Below are 22,819 nucleotides of genomic sequence, written 5' to 3'. Positions count from 1 at the left end.
GGCAGGGGTAGTCATGGTCGAGAGCGGCGAGCTAAAGAGTGTGGGCGATTGCCGCCATGCCGAACCAGGGACAGGGTGGTGCCGGAGCCTGAACGGACCAAATCGGGGATGAATTGCGTTTTTGGCGCTAAATCGCCGCATTCAGGACAAGAGAATAGCCAAGCCTCATCCCCGTTTGTCAAAAGGAGTGATGCCCTTGACGTCTCGGATTGAAGACTACGCGCTGATCGGCGATTGCGAAACGGCAGCCCTCGTCTCCCGCGACGGTTCCATCGACTGGCTTTGCTTTCCTCGCTTCGACTCGCCCGCCAGTTTTGCGGCCTTGCTCGGCACGTCGGAGAATGGGCGCTGGCGTATTGCCGCCACCGACAGGAAGGCCCGCGTCAGCCGCCGCTATCGGCCCGATACCCTCATCCTGGAAACGACGTTCGAAACGGAGGAGGGCGTCGCCACCTTGATCGACTTCATGCCGTTACGCGATGGCAGCAACGACCTCATCCGGCTGGTGGTCGGCCAGAAGGGCAGCGTCGATTTCAGTATCGATTTCGTCGTGCGCTTCGACTATGGCCGTACCGTGCCCTGGGTGACCCGGGCCGATGACGGCACCATCACGGCCGTGGCCGGACCCGATCGGCTGATTCTCTCGACCCCGGTGCCCCTGGAAGGCGAAGATCTGCATACCGCCGGCACGTTCAAGGTCAGCGCCGGTGAACAGGTGCCGTTCGTCCTGACCTACAGTCCTTCCACGACGCCGCCTCTAGCCCAGCCGGATGTCCAGACCGCGCTGACGAATACGGAGAGCTTTTGGCGCGATTTTGCCGGGCGCTGTCCATCGGTCGGTGCCTGGACCGATGTCGTCAAACGCTCGCTGATCACCCTGAAGGCACTCACTTATATGCCGACGGGCGGCATCGTGGCGGCAGCCACCACCTCGCTGCCTGAACAGATCGGTGGCCCGCGCAACTGGGATTACCGCTATTGCTGGCTGCGCGATGCCACCATGACGCTGCAGGCCTTCATGAAGCTCGGCTATTACGAGGAGGCTTCCGCCTGGCGCGAATGGCTGATGCGGGCCATCGCCGGCGCGCCCGAGCAGATGCAGATCATGTATGGCCTGTCGGGCGAGCGGAACCTGCTGGAATGGGAGCCCCATTGGCTCAGCGGCTATGAGGGCTCGCGGCCGGTGAGGATCGGCAATGCCGCCGCCGAGCAATTCCAACTCGACGTCTATGGCGAGGTCGCCGATGCCATGATGCAGGCGGCCGCAGGCGGCCTGGCGCGTCACCCCAGGACGCGGGCGCTCAGCGAAGTCATCATGAACTTCCTCGAAACGGCCTGGCGCCGCCCCGACGAGGGGATCTGGGAGGTGCGCGGCGGGGCGCAGCATTTCACCCATTCCAAGGTGATGGCCTGGGTCGCCTTCCACCGGGCCGCCAACATGGCGATCAAATCCGGCGACAGGCCTGCCTTTGCCGAGCACTGCCAGCGCGTGGCCGACGAGATTCACCAAGATGTCTGCAGCAAGGCCTTCGATACCAATCTCGATAGTTTCGTGCAGGCCTATGGCTCCAGGACGATCGACGCCAGTCTCCTTCAGATCCCGCTTGTCGGCTTCCTGCCGGCTGATGACCCTCGGGTGATCGGCACGGTCAAGGCGGTCGAAAACATGCTCATGCGTGATGGTTTCCTGTTGCGCTACAACACCGACCACGTCGATGACGGCTTGCCGCCGGGCGAGGGTGCCTTCCTGGTCTGCACCTTCTGGCTGGCGGATGTCTACGTGCTGCAGGGCCGCGAGGACGACGCGCGCCGCCTCTATGAGCGGCTGGTGGGCCTTTGCAACGATGTGGGGCTTCTGTCGGAGGAATATGATCCGATCGCAGAGCGCATGCTCGGCAACTTTCCGCAGGCCTTCAGCCATATCGGGCTGATCAACACTGCCCTCAATCTGGCGCGGCATACCGGTCCCGCCGAAGAGCGGGTCGAGGCGAGCGGCAAGGCCGTGTCGCAGGCGGATGCCGTCTGATCATCACCGGCAGGCCTTCGGGAGACATGACGCATTGTGATCGCCGGGTGATTCCCGCCGGCATCGACCGGTCGCTGGCTAAAGCGTTTTGCGATTTGACCCAGTCACCCAGAATCGCAAAGACGCTCTAGCCAATCCGTTGGATTGGCTTGGAAACAAAGAGTTAGAGAAAAGTGTGGTTCGGAGAAATCGCACTTTGCTTCAGGGAAGCTCGACATGCTGCATCATATCTCCTTCGGCGTCGCGGACATCCAGCGTTCCGCGGCATTCTACGACGCCGTTCTCGGAGCGCTCGGTTATATGCGGGTCTGGGAGGACCTCGAGCCGGGTGATCCGGATCAGGCGGTCGGCTACGGGCTGCCCGGCGGTGGCGACAAATTCACGATCAAGCTGCGTGCCAAGAGTGCGCGCTCGCCGGGAGCGGGCTTTCACCTCGCTTTTGGCGCCTCCAGCCGCCCGGCCGTTTCGCAATTTCACCAGGCGGCCCTCGTGCATGGCGGCCTCGACAATGGTGCGCCCGGTCTTCGTGCTCATTACGGCCCGACCTATTTTGCCGCTTTCGTGATCGATCCGGACGGTCATCGCATCGAGGCTGTCTGTAAATCCGAAGAGTAGGCACTCGCGGGGGCATCCCGTCGCCAAGAAGGAACTTGACAGAAGACAAAATTAGGTAGATCGGTCTACATAATTTTGGAGCCGAGCTCATGACCGACAGAATGCCAGCCAGGGAGCGTCTGCTGAAGGCGGCAGCTGAACTCTTCTATAGCGAAGGGGTCGGTGCCACGGGGATCGATGCCATCACGGCACGCGCGGGGGTCGCCAAGATGAGCCTCTACAACAATTTCTCCTCGAAGGCGGATCTCGTGAACGCCTATCTCCAGGGGCGCCATGCCGAATGGCGGGGGATCTATCAGGAACGACTCAAGGTTGCAGCGACCCCCCAGGAACGGGTGCTCGCGATCTTCGATTCCTATCTGGATCATGCGACAGGGGCTTATGCCTGGGGATTCCGAGGCTGTGGGCTCCTCAATGCGGCCGCGGAACTTCCCGTCGGCGATCCCGGCCGCGCGTCAGTCGCTTCGCAGAAGGAAGAGGTCGAGCGGCTGTTCAAGGCCTATCTCGGCGAGATGCGGCCGGACGCAGGCACGGCGATCGACGAGACCGCCGAGCATCTTTCCTTCATGCTCGAAGGCGCGATGGCGCGGGCGGGGCTGGACGGCCATGACGGGCGCCTGAAAACCGCGCGCAGGATCGCCGCCTCGATTCTCGATCAATTCTGAGGCTGGGCCGCACCGATGAGCGAAGCCGTCACCGCGCCCTGTCGCCGGGAGAACCGGGTTTTGGCGGTCGCCACGCTGCTCGTGCTCGAGGCCGCCTTGGTGGTCTCGTGGAGCGCCGGATTCGTCGGGGTGCGGTTTGCCATCGACCATGCACCGATCTTCCTGATCCTGCTGTGGCGAAGCCTGATCTCAGGCCTCGTCCTGCTGCCCTTCGCACTCGCGATCGGGCCGCCGCTGCGCTGGAAAGACATTTGGCGGCAGATCCTGTTCGGCGCTTTGGCCATGTCGGGCTACCTCGCCGGTTTCGCCTTGGCGATCGCCTTCGGGGTCCCAACCGGCCTTGTCGCCCTGATCGCAGACATGCTGCCGCTGGCGGTGGCGCTGTTGTCGTGGCCGGTGCTTGGGCAAGGCCTGAGCGCACGCCAGTGGCTCGGTTCCATTCTCGGGCTGGCAGGCGTCCTGATCGCTTCGGGCTGGTCCCTCGACATGGGGCACGTGCCGCTCTGGGCCTATGGCCTGCCGGTCCTCGGCACGCTGTCGCTGGCCCTGGCGACCTTGCTGCAGAAGCGCAGCCCGGCCGGCGCCATGCCGGTGCATCAGAGCCTGTGCATCCAGTGCCTGTCGGCGTCCGCGATCTTTGCGTTGTTCGCCTGGCATGAGGGCGGCGTATTGCCCAGGCTCGATCCCGGCTTTGTCGGCGGCATCCTCTGGCTGGTTTTCGTCGCGACCTTCGGCGCCTGGAGCCTGTACTACATAGCGCTTCGCAAGTCGTCGCCCACCCGTGTCACCTCGGTTCTCTATCTGAGCCCGCCGGTGACGATGATCTGGGCCTGGCTGATGTTTGGCGAGCCGCTGTCATGGGCCATGGTTGCGGGGCTGGTGGTGTCCCTGGCCGGTATCGTCATCGTGGCGCGGTCGCCGGCCACCATGGCTCGCCGGACCCGCGACGCCTGATCGGCGGATCATTTGACCAGCCAGGTGAAAGCCCTGCCGAGGAAAGCCTGGCCGTCCCCGGTTACAGGCTCGCCATGCGCCATCAGCACCTTCTCGGTCGGCCATGCCAGAATGCGCTTGATGGCATCACGCGCAGCGGGCCGGTTCACGAAGGCCACACGGAACTTCCGGGGCACCGATGGCTCGGCGGCGACCATGAGGTCGAGTTTCGCCACCACTGCCCGCCAGCCGTCGAACCAGGTGGCGTCGAAATGCTGGATGAGATCGGTGAATAGGGCCGTTCTGCTCGCATGATGGAAAAACACCGCCTCGGTCGTGATCAGATTGCCCGGCACGAGGACATGGTCGATGTCACCAGCCCAGGCTTGCATGGGGGCCTCGCCGAGATCGCCGTCGAATCGGATGTCCTTGCGCTTGGCCCCGAGGCCAGGCGGCGCATAGACTTCGGCCTTCGGATAGGCGCGCTGCCAATCGCCCAGGAACAGGTGGTGCAGGGAATTGGGCGGCACCAGGTAACGCACCTCGCCCAGTTTATCGACCTGCGCGCGCAGATCTTGCGAAAGGGTGATCGGAGACCAGACGAAGAGACCGCCGCCCGATAATCGGATCACGGCCATGCGGGTGGGATAATGAAAGCCGGCCACCGAGGTGGTCGGGCCATTCGCAATCCAAATCCCGTCGCCGAAATCCTCCAGCATTGTCGATATCCCGCCTTTCCCCCCTTGGGGGCTTTGCGCATGATCAACCAAGCTTGCCACAGCCATATGGCGGCGTGACCGATATTGAACTCGTCCGAGGGAACGCTCAGGGCGCGGTAATGCGCCGATGCACGCCGTCGAGGCTCTCCGCGAAAGTCTCGAAGAGCTTGCGATCGGTCAGTTCGCGCAGGACCTGCTCGTTGATGCCGCCGCGTGTGGCATATTCCTGCGCCAGATGCATGAAATCAGCATCGGGCGCGGCTTCCGGAGCGTGAGCCAGGGCCTTGAAGAGGGCGGCGACATAGTCGCGGGCCGTCGGATCGGCAACGCCATGGCCCTGCAGCCAGCCGTGAAGCGTATCGAGATATTTGAAATAGGTGGCGAAGGTGGCGGTGGCGACGCTCAACGCATCGAACTCGCCCACATCCGCCACCGCGATCGTTTTGCCCAGCCGGGCGAAGAAGGCCACGACGTCGGGATCGGGTGGATAGATGATCGTAGGGCCCTGTCGCTGGGCGACCATCGGCATCGGCAGCGCCTTGGTGACATGCGTGGCGGGAGAGACCAGCGAAGTGATCTCCTCGCGGGACAAGGTGGCGATCAGGCTGATGATGCGATGGTCCGGATGGAACCGCAGGCTCGGCAGCACGTCATGTGCGATCTGGGGCCGGACGGCGAGCATGATGGTGTCGCAGGCGTCGAGGACGGCCTGATTGTCGGCTGCGATCCGAACATCTGCAAAGCGCGACGCCAGGTCGGCGGCAATAGCCTCGTTGCGGGGCGACAGGAGAACCGACACGTCATTGTCGGCGACGGATTTGAGGCCGGTCACGATCGCCGATGCCAGCGCGCCCGTACCGATGAATCCGAGTTTCATGGTGCGTCCGGTGCCGTCATCTGCCGGGCGATGCGGCTATCCTCGTTCATGCGCTCGACCAGCGCCTCGATCGAATCGAATTTCAGCTCGCCGCGGATATAGCCGACAAAGGCGATCTCGATTTCCTTGCCATAGAGATCGCCGGAATAATCGAACACGAAGGTTTCCAGCAGGGGCGGGCCATTATCGAAGGTCGGGCGTCGGCCGAAGCTGGCGACACCGGCATGCACGACGCCGTCGATCATCGCACGCACGGCGTAGATGCCGAGAGCCAGGCCGCATTGCGGATCGAGCGCCATGTTTGCCGTGGGAAAGCCGAGCTCGCGGCCTCGTTTCTCGCCGTGGACAACGGTTGATAGCACCGACCATTCATGGCCGAGCAGGCGATTGGCGCGCGTGATGTCGCCCGCCGCCAGGGCACGGCGAATGGCCGAGGAGGACACCGCCTCGCCGCTCTCGCGCGTCGGCGCCACGATGGCGATGTCGAGGCCGAGGGCGCGGCCATGCTGCACCAGGAATTCAGGGGTGCCGCGTCGGTCCTTGCCGAAATGAAAGTCGTAACCCACGGCGACGGCATGGGCGCCGAGCCGCCGCACCACCAGTTCTTCCAGGAATTCCTCCGCCGTCATGCCGGCAAGCGCCCGGTCGAAGGTGAGGGTGACCAGGGCGTCAAGGCCGGCCTTCTCCAGGAGGCGGGCCTTCAAGGCGGGCGGGGTCAGCCGGAACAAGGGTTCGTCCGGCCGGAACAGGCTGCGCGGATGCGGCTCGAAACTGAGGGCGATGGCGGGGCGCGGCCGATGATGGGGTCCCGGCTGCGAACCTCTGGCGAGAGCCTCGACTGCCTCGATTACCGCCAGGTGGCCGCGATGCACGCCATCGAAATTGCCGATCGCGATGGCGGCGCCGGTGAGACGCGAGGGTAAGGTGACGGGATCGAGAAACTGCTCGAAGGCCATGATGTCTACCAGATCAGCCGCGGCATGACCGCGTCGGGAATGACGCCCTTGTCGGCCAGGAAGGCGGCGAGCGCCTCGGGGTCGACGCCATCGCCTTCGTGACCGGCTTCGAGCGCATGGATACCGCCGGAGATGAACAGCGCGCCGCACCCGATGGCGGCTGCGCCGGCGAGGTCGGTCCGGACCGAATCGCCGATGGCCAAAGTGCGCTCGGAGGGGGGCGGTTTGCCGCGGAGCGAGGCGGCGGCCTCGAAGGCGGCGTCATAGATCGGCTTGTAGGGCTTGCCGCAAATGGCCACCTCGCCGCCGACGGCGCGATAGGCTTCTGCTAGCGCCCCGGCGCAATAGATGATGGTGCCGCCGCGATCGACGATGAGGTCAGGATTGGCGCAGATCATCGGCACATCACGTGCCTTGAAGCCAGCCAGCATGTCCCTGTAGGTCTCCGGCGTCTCCGTGGTGTCGTCGAACAGACCGGTGCACACAACCACTTCGGCTGCCTCGGCCGTGTCGGCGAAACGGATGCCGAGGCCCTCATAAAGCGGCCTGTCGCGATCCGGGCCGAGATGGAAGACCTTTTTGGCTGCCACGGCGGCGATCTGCGCCCGTGTCACGTCGCCCGAGGTGACGATGGCATCCCAGCATTCGCGAGGCAGGCCGAGCCGGTCGAGCTGCGGCATCACCGACCGGGCCGGCCGCGGCGCATTGGAGACCAGCACCACGGTGCCGCCCTGCCGGCGATAGGCGATGAGCGCATCGGCAACGCCGTCGAACACCCTGTGGCCATTGTGGATGACGCCCCAGATGTCGCAGAAGATAAGGTCATAGGCGCTGGCAATCTCGCGAAAGCCATGGATGAGACGGGGCGAGGAAGCCAAGACAGGGCCTTTCGGTCGAATGAAGTCAGGGGCGGCAGGATGTCGGTGTCCCTCACATAAGCCCTCGAAGCCGGGCTGGGAAGAGACAAGGGGCCGCGCAGGCTTGTGCGCTCGCTGGGCCGCCGGCCCGGTTTACGCCTTATGGGCTTTCCATAAGTTCGCCGAGGCGTCTCTTCAATTCATCCTTGGCTGGCCGCGCCAGGCGAAAGACCACGCTGGAACGGGCGAAATCGAGGGCGCGGATGCTGCCGACATTGGGCCGGATCAGGATGTCGGGACGATAATGGGCGGCCTTGGCGTCGACGATCGCCGCCTGCATGATCTGCAGGGCGCCGAACATCGCCTCCAAGGTGCCGGGCATGTCGGTCTCCATGGCGATGGTGGCCGCGCCGGAGACATCGATGCCCACGAGGATATCGGCCTTGCCGGCGAGATGGTCGAGCGGCAGCGGATTGACGGTGGCGCCGTCGATCAGCACCTGGCCGTCGATGCGCACCGGCCGGATTGCGCCAGGGATAGCCATGGAGGCGGCGACGGCTTGGCGCAACGGACCCGAGGTGAACGCCCGTTCGCGACGACCGTAATAGTCGGTGGCCACGATGGTGAGCGGGACGGCAAGCTCGGAGAAGGTCTGGGGGACGGCTTCAGGGAGAAAGGCTTCGCAGAAGGCTTCGGCATCGATCATCACCGGATTGCCGAGGCCGGAGAACAGATCGGCCAACCGCCCGGTGCGGGCCGCCATCAGCTTGCTGCGGGTGCCGCGCCGGTCGGCGAGCGTGGCGAGCGTATAGGCATGGAGTTCGGCGGCCGAGAGGCCGGCGGCATAGGCGGCGGCGTAGATCGCTCCCATCGAGGTGCCGGCCATGGCGACCGGCCGGATGCCGAGTTCGTCGAAGACCTCCAGCATGGGGATATGGGCGAGGCCGCGTGCTCCGCCACCGCCCAGGGCCAATGCCACGGTCTTGGTCACGGTCTTGGCGGAACTCTTGACCGTGGTCGTCATGTCAGGCCTTGCCTATGGCACGCCAGCCGATGTCGCGGCGGCTGAAACCTTCGGGCCAGTCGACGAGATCGACGGCCTCATAGGCGCGCTTCTGCGCCTCTGCCACGCTCTTGCCGCTGGCAGTGATGCCGAGCACGCGCCCGCCATTGGCCAGGATGTGATCGCCCGAGCGCTTGGTGCCGGCATGGAAGACCAACACCTCGTCGAGCGAGGCCGCCTTGGCGAGGCCCCGGATTTCCGAACCACGGAGGAAGCTGCCGGGATAGCCCTTGGTCGCCATCACAACGCACAGCGCCGCATCGGTCTTCCAGCGCAGCGAGATGGTGGAGAGCACGCCGTCGGCCGAAGCGATCAGGGCCGGCAAGAGATCCGAGCGCAGCCGCGGCATCAGCACCTGCGTTTCCGGATCGCCGAAGCGGACATTGTATTCGATCAGCTCAGGCCCGTCCTTGGTGATCATCAGGCCGGCGAAGAGCACGCCCTTGAAGGGCGTGCCACGGGCGGCCATGGCCTGGACCGTGGGGCGAATGATGGTCTCCATCACGCGCTCTTCCATCTCGGGCGTCATGATGGGGGCAGGGGAGTAGGCACCCATACCGCCGGTATTTGGGCCTTTGTCCCCATCGAAGGCGCGCTTGTGGTCCTGCGCGGAGATGAGGGGAATGGCAGTGGTACCGTCGCACAGGGCGAAGAAGCTCGCCTCCTCCCCGTCGAGGAACTGCTCGACCACCACCTCGTGGCCGGCTTCTCCGACGCTGCCAGCGAAGATGGCATCGACGGCGGCGAGAGCCTCTTCCAGGGTCATCGCCACCACCACACCTTTGCCGGCGGCCAGGCCATCGGCCTTGATCACGATCGGTGCACCCTGTTCGCGGACATAGGCGCGCGCGGCGGCAGCGTCGGTGAAGCGGCGGTAGGCAGCGGTCGGGATGGAGAATTCCTGGCAGAGGTCCTTGGTGTAGCCCTTGGAGCCCTCGAGCTGGGCGGCGGCCTTGGAAGGGCCGAAGGCCTTGATGCCGGCAGCAGCGAGATCGTCGACCAGGCCGGCAACCAGCGGAGCCTCCGGACCCACGACCACGAAGTCGATCTCGTTCTCGCGGCAGAAGGCGATGACGGCCTGATGGTCGGTCGCGTCGACGGCGGCGCAGATCGCACATTCCTCCATGCCGGGATTGCCGGGCGCGGCATAGAGCCTCTCGCAAAGCGGGCTCGCCGAAACAGCCCAGGCCAGGGCATGTTCGCGCCCGCCCGATCCGATCAGAAGAATGTTCATCGTCACCGCCTGCTCGAAGTGCTGAAACTCATTGGCCGGACCTTTGCCCGATCGGGCGCCGTGATGCAATGTCGAAGCGTCAACCGATGACCGTGTCCACCACCCACCAACCCGGCCGATGCTCTGCGATCGCCTGTCTTGCCGCCGTTGCGGCCTCGGCCGTCTGGAACAGACCGAACACGGTGGCGCCCGAGCCCGACATGCGGGCGAGGCGGCAGGCAGGCTGGTCACGCAGGGCGGCGAGCGCCTCGCCGATGGTTGGGCGGAGGGCAAGGGCTGGCGGCTCGAGGTCGTTGCGCCCCTGGCCGAGATTGTCGATCAATGCCATCGGGTCGCGCTCGCCCTCTATGGCTGCGGCCAGGGAAAGATCCGCAGAAGCGACCGAGCCTGCAGGGCGGGCAAGGGCACGGAAGACGTCCGCCGTCGGCGTGGCAACCCCCGGATTGACGAGGACGGCGGGCAGGAACGGCAGAGGGACTGGAGCGGACAGGGTTTCCCCCGCACCACGCATCCAGCGGCTCATACCTTCCAGGCAGACCAGCACGTCCGAGCCCGTGGCGCGGGCGGCGGCCAGGATATTCTGGTCGGTCAGCGGCAGGCCGTTGGCCCGAGCGATGAGACGCAGGGCCGCCGCGGCGTCGGACGAGCCGCCACCGATGCCGGCCGCTGCCGGCAGGCGCTTGTCGAGTCTGAAATGCCCGAGAGTGAGGCCATCACGCCTCTCGGCGAGGGCCCTGACGGCCTTGAGCACGAGATTGTCGGCGATGGTACCGGCCTCATTCGCGCGGGGACCAAAGACTTCCAGGGAAAGGCCGAGGGCCGGTTCGAGACTGAGCTCGTCAGCGATATCGGCAAAAGCGACCAGGCTGTCGAGTACATGAAAGCCGTCCGCGCGCCGCCCCAGAACGGCCAAGGTCAGATTGACCTTGGCGCGGGCTTTCTCGTTCAGCCGGACAGGTGAGGCTCCCGCCTCTCCGGCCGCCGGAACGTCAGCCACCATTGTTGTTGGACGGTGCGGCAGGCTTTACGGGCTCTGCCGGCTTAGGCGCGTCCGTCGGCTTGGGTGCGTCAGCAGGCTTAGGTGTATCGCCGGGCTTGGGAGCTTCCATCGGCTTGGGCGCGTCGGCCGGTTTGGGGGTGTCGGCCGGTTTCGTCTCGTCTGCGGGCTTAGGCGCATCCGCCGGTTTGGGCGCTTCTACGGGCTTGTCGGCACCGGTCGGCTTGCTGGGCTCGGCTGGCTTTTCGGGCTGCGAGGGTTGGGCGGCATCCGGTGCCTTCGGAGCATCAGCAGGTTTTGCCTCATCCGCAGGCTTGGGTGCATCCACGGGCTTGGGTGCGTCAGGGGACTTGTCTGCGTCAGGGGACTTGGCCGCGTCACCGGCCTTGCCGGCATCGGCCGAGGCCGTGTCCCGCATGCCGTCCTTCATCTTCTGCTCGATCTTGGCCTTCTCGTCAGGTTCGGGCTTGGCGTCGAGGGCGTGGCGCCACTGGAAGGTCGCCTCCAGCTTGCGCCCGATCTTCCAATAGGCATCGCCGAGATGGTCGTTGATGGTGGGGTCGCTCGGCTTGAGGGAGACGGCGCGCTCGAGCTGTTCGACCGCCTCGTCATATTGGCCGAGCTTGTAATTGGCCCAGCCGAGACTGTCGACGATGTAGCCGTCATCGGGACGCTGATCGACCGCCTTCTTGATCATCTCCATGCCTTCCTGGAGATGGATACCCTGATCGATCCAGGAATAGCCGAGATAGTTCAGCACCGATGGCTGGTCGGGAAAGAGCTCGAGAGCCTTCTTGAAATCGGCCTCGGCCTTCGGCCACTGCTTGGTGCGCTCATAGGCGATGCCGCGATAGTAAAAGGTGGGCCAGTCGTTGCGGGTGGGCTTGCCGATTGCGTCGACCGCCTGCGAGAACGCTACCGCAGCCTCTTCCCAGCGCTTGCGCTGATTGAAGATGCCGCCGAGCGAGATGATGGCGTCGAGATCCTGCGGATTGGCCGAGATGATCTTCCTGAGATGCGCAACGCCCTCATCCGTTTTGTCGAGCTCGTCCAGCGTGGTGGCAAGCTCGATCTCAGCGTTGCGCTTGAGCGGCGAGGAGGCAGGCACGGCCTTGAACAGGGTTTCGGCAGTCTGGGGCTGCTTGAGATCGCTGTAAAGCTCGGCGAGGCCGATCAGGGCAGTGGCGTTGTTGGGCTCCAGATAGAGCGCCAGACGGTAGAACACCACGGCATAGTCGGCGCCGCCTTGCTTGGCGATGCCGGCGGCGACCGAAACCAGAATATCGGCGGCGCCCTGCTGGGCTGATGTCACGGCCGGGCCGATGCGTTTGCCGGCCTTGATGTCGGTGGTCAGCGCCGTGACGATCGGCTGGCGCGGCACCTTGGCCGAATAGGCGTCCAGCACCTTGAGTGCGTCGTCCTTCTTGCCGGCACGCACCAGCGCGCGCGCATAAGCGTCGACGATGGAGACGGCATTGGCGTCGCGCTCATGGGCGTCCTTGAGCCGGGCGATCGCCTCATCCCGCATGCCCGCCATGTCGAGCATCATGCCGGTGGAGAAATTCTTGAAGGTGGAAAAGCCGTCATTGGACGAAATGTCGTCGCCGGCCACCACGCCTTTCTTGGTCTGGCCGGCACCCGCATAGGTCCAGGTCGAGATCAGGGGCGTCGCCAGCTGCAGGATAGGCTTGTCGAGCGTGAAGGCGAGTTCGTCGCGGGCCTTGGTGTAGTCCCGGCCCTTCAGCGCCCGGATACCGAGTACGAGATGGGCGATCGGGTTCTTTTTGTCGATCGCCACGACGCGCCGGGCGAAAGTGACGGCCTTGTCCATCTCGCCCGAGGTCAGCAGCGCAATGAAGGTACGATTGGTCAGCTCCTGGCGAGCCTGTTCGTCCTTGAACAGGCCGCTGCTCAGCGCCTTGGCATAGAAGGAGGCCGCGTTGTCGTCGTCACGCACATTGGCGGCCAGTCGCCCGGCCAACAGGCTGCCGGAGGCGGAGGTCGGCCGGAACGGACGCTCGACTGCCTTGGCCGCCAATGCCGGCGCCATCAGGGTCGTCGAGAAGGCGATCGCCAGCAAAGCGGCGGAAAAAGACGTGCGGGAAGACAGGGGCACTGCTAAGAAAACTCCGAATCAGCCGGCCGCCTCGACACAGGCGACGCAGTCGCGAATTATTCGCCGCTACCATGGCTGCTTTGAGGCAAGGGAACAACCCGTCTGGGGCTCGAAAACCGCGATTTTGCATGTGGGCCTGACGGTCTTTCAGCCCCTGGCGCCAGGCATGACAACTCCAGATAGCGGCTTTGTGCAGGGGTATCGCCCGTCCCTCTTGGGTTGGTCCGGATCGGCGCTTGACAAGCTCACCTTACGGGACGACGCCTTGGACATGTCAGTTCCCGCCGCTTGTTCCTCGCCCGTGCCCCATGTCGCACGTGGTTCGGCCACCTACCGCAAGATCAGCCTTGCTTTGTTTCTCGCCGGTTTTGGCACGTTTTCGCTGATCTATTGCGTACAGCCGCTGTTGCCGCTGCTGGCCGAGGAATTCCATGTCGGTGCAGCCCAGAGTTCACTCGCCCTATCGCTGACCACCGGCGCTCTCGCCTTTGCCATCTTCGCTGCTGCGGCGGTGTCCGAGCGCTTCGGTCGACGCGAGTTGATGTTCGCATCCATCGGCCTCGCCAGCCTGCTCAATCTTGCCGTGGCGGTCACGTCGGGATGGCACGCCATCCTCGCCTTGCGCGCGGTCGAAGGGCTGGCCATTGGCGGGGTGCCGGCCATCGCCATCGCCTATCTGGCCGAGGAGATCGAGCCTGATGGCCTCGGCTTCGCCATGGGGCTCTACATCGCCGGAACTGCGCTCGGCGGCATGTCGGGCCGGGTACTGACCGGCATCCTCGCCGAATTCCTGACCTGGCGCTTCGCTCTGGCGATCGTCGGCATCGGGGGCCTCGTCCTGGCGCTCGGTTTCGTGCTGCTCCTGCCGCCCTCGCGGCATTTCACACCGCGCAAGGGCTTCGATCTTCGCTATCACCTCAGGGCATGGCTTTCGCATTTCGGCCGGGAAAGACCCGGCGCCGTGCTGGCGAAGCCCCTGCTGTTCGCCATCGCCTTTTGTGGTTTCGGCAGCTTCGTGACCGTCTACAATTACGCCGGGTTCCGGCTGATGGCACCCCCCTTCGATCTCAGCCCGACGCAGACCAGCCTGATCTTCACCGTCTATCTGTTCGGTACCATCTCTTCCTCGCTCGGCGGCATGGCGGGCGACCGGCTGGGGCGGGCACCGGTGCTGATCGCCAGCCTCGTGACCATGGCCGTTGGCATCGGCCTCACGCTGTCCTCGACCCTCACCGGCATCATTGCCGGCATCGCGGTGCTGACGGCGGGCCAGTTTGCCTGCCATGCGGTGGCGAGCGGCTGGGTCGGCCGGCTGGGCGGTGCCAGCAAGGGCCATGCCGCCTCCCTCTACATGCTCGCCTATTATCTCGGCGCCAGCATCGTGGGCTCGACCGGCGGCTGGTTCTGGAGCGTAGGAGGATGGCCGGCCGTGGTCGGATTCACACTGCTCCTGATCGGGCTCGCCATCGGATGCGCGGTGCGGCTTGCGAGCAGCCGCCTGCGATGATGAAGGTGTCGGCAGTTCGCAAACGCGCCTGCCTCGATGCCGGATGCGAGGAGACAGCTTCAGGTGAACAAAGGTATCGACCTGCGCTTGGTTGACGGTCAGGTTCGGCGCGATACAGACGAGGGGGAGGCGAGCGACTATGTCGTCGTCGTGCCGCTAAAGCGTTTTGCGATTTGACCGAGTCACCCGGAATCGCAAAAACGCTCTAGCCAATCCGTTGGATTGGCTTGGAAACAAAGAGTTAGAGCAAAGTGCGGTTGGGAGAAATCGCACTTTGCTCTAGTAGGATCGAGACGGGCGCCGGGGAGCGGGATCATGAACGCATTTCGCCTGATGATCTTGGTTGCTGCTATGCCCCTATGGTTGGCCGCGCCGGCGTTCGCAGCTCCCAAAGGCGGCTGCGCCTCGGACGATCCGGCTGTTGCCATTCCCGCCTGCACCACCGCCATCAATCGCATCGCGGTGACGCCCGGCAGCCAGGCTACCGCCTATCTGCAGCGTGGGCGCGCTTATTACCGGCAGAAGCAATATGGTCTGGCGATCAACGACCTCGGCGCCTCGATCCGGCATAACGGCAAGAGCTACCTCGCTTATGTCTTTCGTGGATTGAGCTATGCCGAGCTCGGCGACCATAATTCGGCGATCGACGATTACGACAAGGCCATCGCCATCAAGCCGGGATCGGCGGAAGTCTATTTCTACCGCGCCAATTCCCGCTCGGAGCAGGACGATGTCGAAAACGCCGTCGCCGATTATTCGCGCGCCGTCGATCTCGATCCGGGCATGGGGCCTGCTTTTGCCAATCGTGGCAATCTGCAGCAGCGGCTCGGCCGCCACGACAAGGCCGTTGCCGATTATACCAAGGCGATCGCGCTGAAGCAGGGTGTCTCGCTGATCTACAACAATCGCGGCAATTCCTACGTCAATCTCAAGCGCTACGACCTCGCCATGGCCGATTTCGACAAGGCGATCGCGGCTGATGGCGGCAATTTCAATGCCTATAACAACCGGGCGAACCTGCATTACGCCAAAGGGGAGATCGACGCAGCCATTGCCGATGTCAGCAAGGCGATCGCCCTGAATTCGGGCATGGCGGAATTCCATTCGGGCCGTTGCGCGCTCTATCTGGCGAAGGGAGCGCTGCGGGAGGCACTGACGGATTGCGATACGGCCATCGCGGCACGGCGCGACTATGCCGAGGCCTATCTCAATCGCGGGCTGGCGCATTGGCGCCTCGAGGAGAGAGAAGCTGGCCTGTCCGACATGGAGATGGCCTTCTCGATCAATCCGAACCTGCCCAATGTCCAGCGCTATGTGACGCTCTTTCGTGCCTCGAAGGCGGTGCAGCAGGCCGAGGCCAGCAAGAAGAATGAGCCTGTACCCACGCAGAAGGCTGCTGCGGAAGGCTCGCGGCGGGTCGCGCTCGTCATCGGCAATTCGCGCTATGCGGGGGTGTCGCAACTGCCCAATCCCAGGCGAGACGCCGATCTCATCGCCGGGGCTCTGCGGACAGCCGGCGTGCAGGACGTCACGGTCGCCTACGATCTCGGGCGCGCCGGCATGGTCGACGCCCTCCGGTCCTTTTCCGCCAAGGCCGACGCGGCCGACTGGGCCATCCTCTATTATGCCGGCCATGGCATGGAGCTGACGGGGCAGAACTATCTCATACCCGTCGATGCCCGCCTGCAGTCCGATCGCGATGTCCCCGACGAGACCGTCAGCCTCCAGCGTGTGCTGTCGGCGTTGAGCGGCGCGCGGCGCCTGAAGCTGGTGGTGCTGGATGCCTGCCGCAACAATCCCTTCGCCGCACAGATGACGATGACCACGCCCACCCGTTCGGTCGGGCGCGGTCTCTCACGGGTCGAGCCCTCGGGGGCGACGCTGGTGGTCTATTCGGCCAAGGAGGGCACGGTGGCCGAGGATGGCGATAGCCAGCACAGCGCCTTCGCCGAGGCCTTTGCCAGACGGGTGGTGGAACCGGGGCTGGAGATCAACAAGGTGTTTCGCTTCGTGACCAGCGATGTGATGTCGCGAACCGACAATCGGCAGGAACCCTTCGTCTACGGCTCGCTGCCTCCCGAGGATTTCGTCTTTACGAGCACGCGGAGCCAGCCGTCGTCGGCATCATCCTCGCCCTGATCGCTCACGCTGCCCGCTGTTGCGCGCAGCGTGCGCAGGTGGTCCGGGTTCAGGCCGCCTGATCGGGCCTCGCATATGCGGCAGGCAGGGGCTCGCCGCCGATGAACACTCGCTCGACCTCCAGCTCCGCGTTCAGAACCACGATGTCCGCGCACTTGCCTGGCGCGAGGCTGCCGACTTGGCCGGCGATGCCCGCAAGCTCGGCCGGCGTCAGCGAGGCCATGCGGATGACAGCGGGGAGGTCCTTGCCAACGGCGTGCGCCATGGTCTTCACCATGCGGTCCATGCCATGCATCGAGCTTGCCAGGCTGCCGTCCTCGCCTCGGACGGAATTGCCGTCGCTCCAGACCCAGCTGCCATCCTCGCTAGAGCCGAAGCGATATTTGCCCGGCGGCATGTCCATGGCGCGGTTGGCATCGGTGACGAGGCAGCAGCGCAGCGGCCCGATCAGGCGGAAGGCGAAGCGTAGCAAGTCGTCGGAGAGGTGGATGCCGTCGGCGATCACCTCGGTGCTCATCTCTGGGTTGGCGAGGACATATTGCTCCATGCCCGCCTGCATCGGCGTGCCGAAACGCTTGCGCAGGGAGGCGACCGAGCTCATGGCGCACCAGAAATGGTCGACATGGCGCATGCCATGCGCGAAGGCCGCCTCGAGTTCATGCCAGCAGGCGTTGGAATGGCCGCAGGTGATGAAGCAGCCCCGTTCGCGGGCATGGTCGAAGAAATCGAGGGCGCCGGGCAGTTCCGAGGCGCAAGTGGCGATCTTGATGATCTCCCGACCGAGGAAATATTCATATTCCTCCCGCACTGGATCACGCCGGCCCTCGGGCGCGTGGATGCCGACCTTGTCTTCCGCAAAATAGGGACCGTAGAAATGGATGCCGGCGATGCGGGCGCCATCCGAAGGTTTCCAGGAGGCTTGCACGTTTTCGCATGCTTTCACCATCGCATCGAGCTGGGCGAAGGACCCCGTCGTGGTGGTCGGGAAGATCGAGGTGGTGCCGTGCCTGGCATGGGCGATATTCGTTCGCCGCACGGCTTCCACCGTGCCGTCCATATAGTCGGCGCCGGCGCCGCCATGCACGTGAATGTCGACGAAACCCGGCGACAGGTAGCGGCCGCTGAAATCCAGACATTCCTTGCCTTCATGCTTGGAAGCAGGCGGCTCGATCGCTTCTATCCGGCCGTCTACGCAGTGGATCACGGCGTCTTCGACAATGGCATCTTCGAGGATAACGTTCCCCTTCAGGAGAAGCTCTTTCATGCTGGATCCGGCGATAGGTGTTGTGATAGGGAATGCATGTATCTAGCGATATCGTCACAAACGTGCAATTGAGGAATCGCCTTGCCCATCGAATCAACGCCTGACGAGAGGCGCGCCTTCGTCCTGTCGAAGCTGGAGGCCCAGGGCAGGCTGTCGACGCAGGAGGTCTCGGCGCATTTCGAGGTTTCCGAGGACACCATCCGGCGCGACTTCCGGGACATGGCGGCGGAAGGCCTGATCAAGCGTGTCCACGGTGCTGCCCTGCCGGTCTCGCCGGGAGGATTGCCCTTCCAGGGGCGCTACAAGATCGCGGCCGCCTTGAAGACGCGCCTGGCCAGGGCGGCGGCGCAGCTCGTGCTGCCGGGTCAGGTGGTTATCATCGACGGCGGTACCACCAATCTCGAAGTGGCGAGGCAATTGCCGCGCGATCTCAGGGCCACCATCGTCACCAACAGTCCGCTGGTGGCGACATCAACCACCGAGCATCCGCATCTTGAGGTCATCCTGCTCGGCGGCGTCTTCGACAAGCGCAGCCAGATGGTCCTGGGCGCGCGCGTGCTCGATCAGCTTCACGCCATCAATGCCGATCTGTGCTTCATCGGCGTGCACGGCATTCATGAAGAGTTCGGGCTGACCACCGCCGGCTATGACGAGGCCGCGATCAAGGCCGCCATGATGAAGGCGGCTGCCGAGATCGTCGCAGTGGCGACCTCGGATAAAATCGGCACCGCGGCGGCACACCATTTCGCTGCGCTATCGTCGATCGACACGCTCGTCACCGAAGATACGCCCCGCACCCGCGATCTGCTGGAGAAGGCCGCCATCAAGGCCCTCTACGCTTGAGGCGTTGCTCTAAAGCGTTTTGCGATTCGACGGAGTCACCAAGAACCGCAAAGACGCGTCGAAACAATGAGTTAGAGCGAAAAAGCGTTCAGTCATGAACGCGCTTTGCTCTTGGGGGCGGGTCTTCGGACCCGCCTGCGCTGCCGCTTCATAGGAAGCCGGGCATGAAGACCCGCCCCCCATTTTCGCTCCGTTATGCGGCCCGCTTTTTCGACTGTCGGGAGGCAGCGGCGGCCGCGCCCAAGGCGCCGATACCGGCGCCGATCAGAGCGCAATTGAGCAGTATGCCGATAAGATCGCTGCGATTGGCGGTCGCGATCGCCTGAGCAGCCTGTTCGGCGCCGGCCCCCCCGGCCCTCGCATCCATCATGGCGACCATGCCCGGCTCGCCGCATTTGGGCAGGAGCGTGTATTTGGCTTCGTCGCTGTCGCCATAGATCTTTTCGATGGCCTGCTCGCAACGCAGCCGGTCGGCCGGGGAAACTCCAGCCGTGCCGAACTGCAGATAGAGGCCGACACCCAGGAGAACGACCCCGAGGCCGGCATAAAGGAAGGTTTTCATAAAGACAGCTCCGAGATCCGTTTACATGTTCGGATAGTTCGGGCCGCCGCCGCCTTCCGGCGTCACCCAGTTGATGTTCTGGGCGGGATCCTTGATGTCGCAGGTCTTGCAGTGCACGCAGTTCTGCGCGTTGATCACGAAACGCGGATCCTTCTTGGCTGCCTCGTCGCCATAGACAACCTCGTAGACGCCGGCCGGGCAATAGAGCCGGGCCGGTTCGCCATAGAGGGGCAGGTTCTTTTCGATCGGAACCTTGGGATCCTTCAATGTGAGATGAACAGGCTGGTCTTCCTCGTGATTGGTCGAGGACAGGAAGACAGAGGAAAGCTTGTCGAAGGACAGCTTGCCATCGGGCTTGGGATAGTTGATCGGCTTGCTTTCGGCGATCGGCTTCAGCGTGGCGTAGTCGGGCTTGCCATGCTTGAGCGTGCCGAACAGGGAGAAGCCGAGCTTTTCGTTGAGGTGCATGTCGATGCCGCCGAGCACCACGCCGGCGATGGTGCCGAGCTTGGACCACAGCGGCTTGACGTTGCGCACCTTGTAGAGGTCGCGGCCGATCTCGCTGGAACGCCAGGCCGCCTCATAGGAGGCAGGCTCGTCATGCGAGCGGCCCTCGGCCAGCGCCTTGGAAATATGCTCGGCCGCCTGCATGCCCGACAGCACGGCATTGTGGCTGCCCTTGATGCGCGGCACGTTGACGAAGCCGGCCGCGCAGCCGATCAGGGCGCCGCCGGGGAAGGAGAGCTTGGGCACCGACTGGTAGCCGCCCTCAGTGATGGCGCGTGCGCCATAGGCGATGCGCTTGCCGCCCTCGAAGGTCGGTGCGATCAGCGGATGGTGCTTGAAGCGCTGGAACTCGTCGAAGGGCGAGAGATAGGGGTTGGTGTAGTTGAGGTGGATGACGAAACCCACCACCACCTGGTTGTTCTCCAGATGGTAGAGGAAGGAGCCGCCGCCCGTCTTCGAATCCAGTGGCCAGCCAAAGGAATGCTGCACCCGGCCGGGGACATGCTTGGCCGGATCGATCTGCCAGAGTTCCTTGATGCCGATACCGTATTTCTGGGGTTCGCGGCCGTCGGCCAGATTGAACTTGGCGATCAGCGTCTTGGTCAGGCTACCGCGGGCGCCTTCGGCGAAGAGGGTGTATTTGCCGTGCAGTTCCATGCCGCGGGTGAAGCCGGATTTGGGCTGGCCGTCGCGGCCGATGCCCATGTCGCCGGTGGCGACGCCCATCACCGCACCCTTGTCGTCATAGAGCACTTCGGCGGCGGCAAAGCCCGGATAGATCTCGACACCCAGCGCTTCGGCCTGAACAGCCAGCCAGCGGCAGACATTGCCGAGCGAGCCGACGAAATTGCCATGGTTCGACATCAGCTTGGGCATGCCGAAATTGGGCAGGCGCAGGGCGCCGGACGGGCCGAGATAGTAGAACTGGTCCTCGGTGACCTCCGTCACCAGCGGGCGGTCCTCCGCCTCGCGCCATTCGGGCAAGAGCTTGTCGAGACCGATGGGATCGATCACCGCCCCGGAGAGGATATGGGCGCCGACCTCCGAGCCCTTCTCCACCACCACGACGCTGGTCTCGGGGTTGAGCTGCTTGAAATGGATCGCGGCCGCCAGGCCGGCAGGTCCGGCGCCGACCACGACGACATCATATTCCATCGCCTCGCGGGGGCCGAGATCGGCACTGTCGGTCATCGAGAAGTCTCCGGTGGTTTTGAAATAGCTTGGAGTGACCGTGCTTTTTTCACGTTTTTGGAATCGGTGCAAACAAAGCTGCCAGGGTTTCCTGAATTAAGTAACCAATTGGTGCGTTAATGTCACGTTCGCCAGCGCCGCCGGTTCCATCCGCATGCAGCAGGGTTCAGGGTCACGGTATCTTCTCCCGTCGCAGGGTTCGACATGACATCAGCATTGCCGGTAGACCGGCAGGCAGGAAGACACGAAAAGACTATATCGACCGCGGCGATGCCCTTGATCCGTCACTGATTGTCATATTCTCCCGCAAACAGGCGATTGAGGCGTGCGCCGGTCTCGAGTGGGGGCTCGTGCAGGCTCTATACTGACGCGCATGATGCCTGTCCCTTGGGTTACCCTTTCCCATTGCCACGCGTGCTAGGTAGAGTAGGCTGTCTGCGGCTTGCGATCCGTCGGTATGGAGCATACGGGCATGGGCATTCTAGACTTCATCTCCAAGCAATTTATCGATGTCATCCAATGGACGGCCGAGGAGCCGGGGCTGTTGGCCTACCGCTTCCCGATGTCCGGCATGGAAATCCAGAACGGCGCCCAGCTTGTGGTGCGCGAGACGCAGAAGGCGGCCTTCTTCAACGAAGGCAAGATCGCCGATATCTTCGGCCCCGGCACCTATACGCTCACCACGCAGACCCTGCCGGTGCTGACCTATCTGAAGAACTGGGACAAGTTCTTCGAATCGCCCTTCAAGTCGGACGTCTATTTCTTCGACACCAAAGATCAGATCGACCGCAGATGGGGCACCACCCAGCCCCTCACCATCCGCGACAAGGAATACGGCCCGATCCGCATCCGCGCCTTCGGCAATTATTCCTATGCCATCGGCGATGTCGGCGCGTTCTGGTCGCGCCTGGTCGGTACGGCCGAGCGCTGCACCTCCGAGATGATCGAGGGCCAGCTTCGCGGCGCCGTGCTCACCGCCATCGCCTCGACGCTCGGCCAGAGCAATGTCGCCTTCATCGACATGGCCGCCAATCAGGAGGCCTTCTCGCAGAAGCTGGCGGAAGCCATCCGCCCGGCGCTCCGGGACTATGGCATCGACGTCAAGAGCTTCTACGTCCAGAGCCTGTCGCTGCCGGAGGAACTCCAGCGTATCCTCGACAAGGCGAGTTCGATGAACATGCTGGGCGACCTCAATCGCTACGCCCAGTTCCAGACTGCTGAATCCATCCCGCTGGCGGCCGAGAATCCGGGTGGCCTCGCAGGGGCTGGGGCAGGGCTCGGCGCCGGCATGGCGATAGGCCAGGCCATGGCGCAGGGCTTTGCCAATGCGGCGCCGGCGCCGGCCCCGTCAGCGCCCGCACAGCCGGCGGAGGATCCGATCCAGCTCCTGGAAAAGCTCGGCGGGCTGCTGGCCAAGGGCATCCTGACCCAGCAGGAATTCGACGCCAAGAAGGCCGAACTGCTGTCACGGATCAAATAGGCCGGACTTCGCCCCGCTCGCCGGGAAACTCTGCTTGAGAACCGTTTGCCGATAAACGAATTGAAGAGCCTGTCATCCCCGGCTGAGCTACTCACGAGCGTAGCGAGGGAGAGCGAAGGGAAGGGGATCCAGGGGCCATGAATCACACCTATCGGCCCTTGGATCCCCTTCCCTCGGCCTATGGCCCCGCCGGGGATGACGAAGCCCTAATTTCGGAACGGTCATCTTGGCCGAACAGGCCGGTCAATCCCGTGATCGATACGAGGCC

At 64.1% G+C, this 22,819-nt stretch carries 19 protein-coding genes; 8 read left to right on the top strand and 11 right to left on the bottom strand.

The annotated features are described in order from the left end of the window. The first annotated feature begins 190 nt into the window (after positions 1–190). From ACR9ZN_RS17360 to ACR9ZN_RS17345, 4 genes are all read left to right on the top strand, one after another. Positions 191–2,026, top strand: coding sequence for a glycoside hydrolase family 15 protein (locus ACR9ZN_RS17360; protein ID WP_481272766.1), 1,836 nt, complete (start codon positions 191–193; stop codon positions 2,024–2,026). Positions 2,027–2,242: 216 nt separating this feature from the next. After that, positions 2,243–2,641, top strand: a complete 399-nt coding sequence (locus ACR9ZN_RS17355) for a VOC family protein (RefSeq protein ID WP_454815356.1) — start codon at positions 2,243–2,245, stop codon at positions 2,639–2,641. Between the two features lie 89 nt (positions 2,642–2,730). Beyond that, positions 2,731–3,306: a TetR/AcrR family transcriptional regulator gene (locus tag ACR9ZN_RS17350; protein ID WP_454815354.1), complete on the top strand. Its 576-nt coding sequence runs from the start codon at positions 2,731–2,733 to the stop codon at positions 3,304–3,306. A gap of 15 nt (positions 3,307–3,321) precedes the next feature. Then, entirely contained in the window at positions 3,322–4,260 is a 939-nt protein-coding gene (locus ACR9ZN_RS17345) for a DMT family transporter (RefSeq protein ID WP_481272765.1), read from the top strand. Between the two features lie 8 nt (positions 4,261–4,268). Here the strand turns inward: ACR9ZN_RS17345 and ACR9ZN_RS17340 are convergent, their stop codons facing one another. From ACR9ZN_RS17340 to ACR9ZN_RS17305, 8 genes are all read right to left on the bottom strand, one after another. Continuing rightward, positions 4,269–4,958, bottom strand: a complete 690-nt coding sequence (locus ACR9ZN_RS17340) for a DUF4336 domain-containing protein (protein ID WP_481272764.1) — start codon at positions 4,956–4,958, stop codon at positions 4,269–4,271. Between the two features lie 106 nt (positions 4,959–5,064). Next, positions 5,065–5,835: a pyrroline-5-carboxylate reductase gene (locus ACR9ZN_RS17335; RefSeq protein ID WP_441770381.1), complete on the bottom strand. Its 771-nt coding sequence runs from the start codon at positions 5,833–5,835 to the stop codon at positions 5,065–5,067. Beyond that, positions 5,832–6,791, bottom strand: coding sequence for a bifunctional riboflavin kinase/FAD synthetase (locus tag ACR9ZN_RS17330; protein WP_454815346.1), 960 nt, complete (start codon positions 6,789–6,791; stop codon positions 5,832–5,834). The genes ACR9ZN_RS17335 and ACR9ZN_RS17330 overlap by 4 nt, the downstream gene beginning before the upstream one ends. A 5-nt stretch (positions 6,792–6,796) precedes the next feature. Further along, a complete protein-coding gene (locus ACR9ZN_RS17325) occupies positions 6,797–7,669 on the bottom strand; it encodes a TIGR01459 family HAD-type hydrolase (RefSeq protein WP_481272763.1) in 873 nt (290 codons plus the stop codon). Positions 7,670–7,808: 139 nt separating this feature from the next. Further along, positions 7,809–8,672: a patatin-like phospholipase family protein gene (locus ACR9ZN_RS17320; protein ID WP_441770383.1), complete on the bottom strand. Its 864-nt coding sequence runs from the start codon at positions 8,670–8,672 to the stop codon at positions 7,809–7,811. 1 nt (position 8,673) lies between these two features. Next, on the bottom strand, positions 8,674–9,945 hold the full coding sequence (gene purD / locus ACR9ZN_RS17315) for a phosphoribosylamine--glycine ligase (RefSeq protein WP_454815342.1): 1,272 nt from the start codon (positions 9,943–9,945) through the stop codon (positions 8,674–8,676). Positions 9,946–10,024: 79 nt separating this feature from the next. Then, complete coding sequence (locus tag ACR9ZN_RS17310) at positions 10,025–10,945, bottom strand: 4-(cytidine 5'-diphospho)-2-C-methyl-D-erythritol kinase (protein WP_481272762.1); 921 nt, start codon at positions 10,943–10,945, stop codon at positions 10,025–10,027. After that, entirely contained in the window at positions 10,935–13,058 is a 2,124-nt protein-coding gene (locus ACR9ZN_RS17305) for a tetratricopeptide repeat protein (protein WP_481272761.1), read from the bottom strand. The genes ACR9ZN_RS17310 and ACR9ZN_RS17305 overlap by 11 nt, the downstream gene beginning before the upstream one ends. A gap of 271 nt (positions 13,059–13,329) precedes the next feature. On the opposite strand from ACR9ZN_RS17305, the gene ACR9ZN_RS17300 reads away from it, so the two are divergent. Together ACR9ZN_RS17300 and ACR9ZN_RS17295 are read left to right on the top strand one after the other, a co-directional pair. Continuing rightward, positions 13,330–14,565, top strand: a complete 1,236-nt coding sequence (locus tag ACR9ZN_RS17300) for an MFS transporter (RefSeq protein WP_454815336.1) — start codon at positions 13,330–13,332, stop codon at positions 14,563–14,565. A gap of 315 nt (positions 14,566–14,880) precedes the next feature. Further along, the gene (locus ACR9ZN_RS17295; protein ID WP_481272760.1) at positions 14,881–16,704 is read left to right on the top strand and encodes a caspase family protein; all 1,824 of its coding nucleotides are present in this window, start codon (positions 14,881–14,883) and stop codon (positions 16,702–16,704) included. Positions 16,705–16,753: 49 nt separating this feature from the next. On the opposite strand, the gene ACR9ZN_RS17290 is transcribed toward ACR9ZN_RS17295, so the two are convergent. Further along, positions 16,754–17,968: an N-acetylglucosamine-6-phosphate deacetylase gene (locus ACR9ZN_RS17290; RefSeq protein ID WP_481272759.1), complete on the bottom strand. Its 1,215-nt coding sequence runs from the start codon at positions 17,966–17,968 to the stop codon at positions 16,754–16,756. An 81-nt stretch (positions 17,969–18,049) separates the two neighbouring features. Between ACR9ZN_RS17290 and ACR9ZN_RS17285 the strand changes: the two genes are divergently transcribed. Then, complete coding sequence (locus ACR9ZN_RS17285; protein WP_481272758.1) at positions 18,050–18,811, top strand: DeoR/GlpR family DNA-binding transcription regulator; 762 nt, start codon at positions 18,050–18,052, stop codon at positions 18,809–18,811. Between the two features lie 193 nt (positions 18,812–19,004). On the opposite strand, the gene ACR9ZN_RS17280 is transcribed toward ACR9ZN_RS17285, so the two are convergent. Both ACR9ZN_RS17280 and ACR9ZN_RS17275 read right to left on the bottom strand, forming a co-directional pair. Then, positions 19,005–19,373: a hypothetical protein gene (locus ACR9ZN_RS17280; protein ID WP_481272757.1), complete on the bottom strand. Its 369-nt coding sequence runs from the start codon at positions 19,371–19,373 to the stop codon at positions 19,005–19,007. 21 nt (positions 19,374–19,394) lie between these two features. Further along, positions 19,395–21,071 carry an electron transfer flavoprotein-ubiquinone oxidoreductase gene (locus ACR9ZN_RS17275; RefSeq protein WP_434957697.1) on the bottom strand — a complete coding sequence of 559 codons (1,677 nt, stop codon included), beginning with the start codon at positions 21,069–21,071 and terminating at the stop codon, positions 19,395–19,397. Between the two features lie 472 nt (positions 21,072–21,543). On the opposite strand from ACR9ZN_RS17275, the gene ACR9ZN_RS17270 reads away from it, so the two are divergent. After that, on the top strand, positions 21,544–22,551 hold the full coding sequence (locus ACR9ZN_RS17270) for an SPFH domain-containing protein (protein WP_481272756.1): 1,008 nt from the start codon (positions 21,544–21,546) through the stop codon (positions 22,549–22,551). Positions 22,552–22,819: the final 268 nt, after the last annotated feature.

It is taken from the genome of Labrys sp. HAY1-8F, assembly GCF_056754975.1.
Note: the sequence above shows the minus strand (reverse complement) of the source record. Positions and strands in the feature narration are given on the sequence as shown.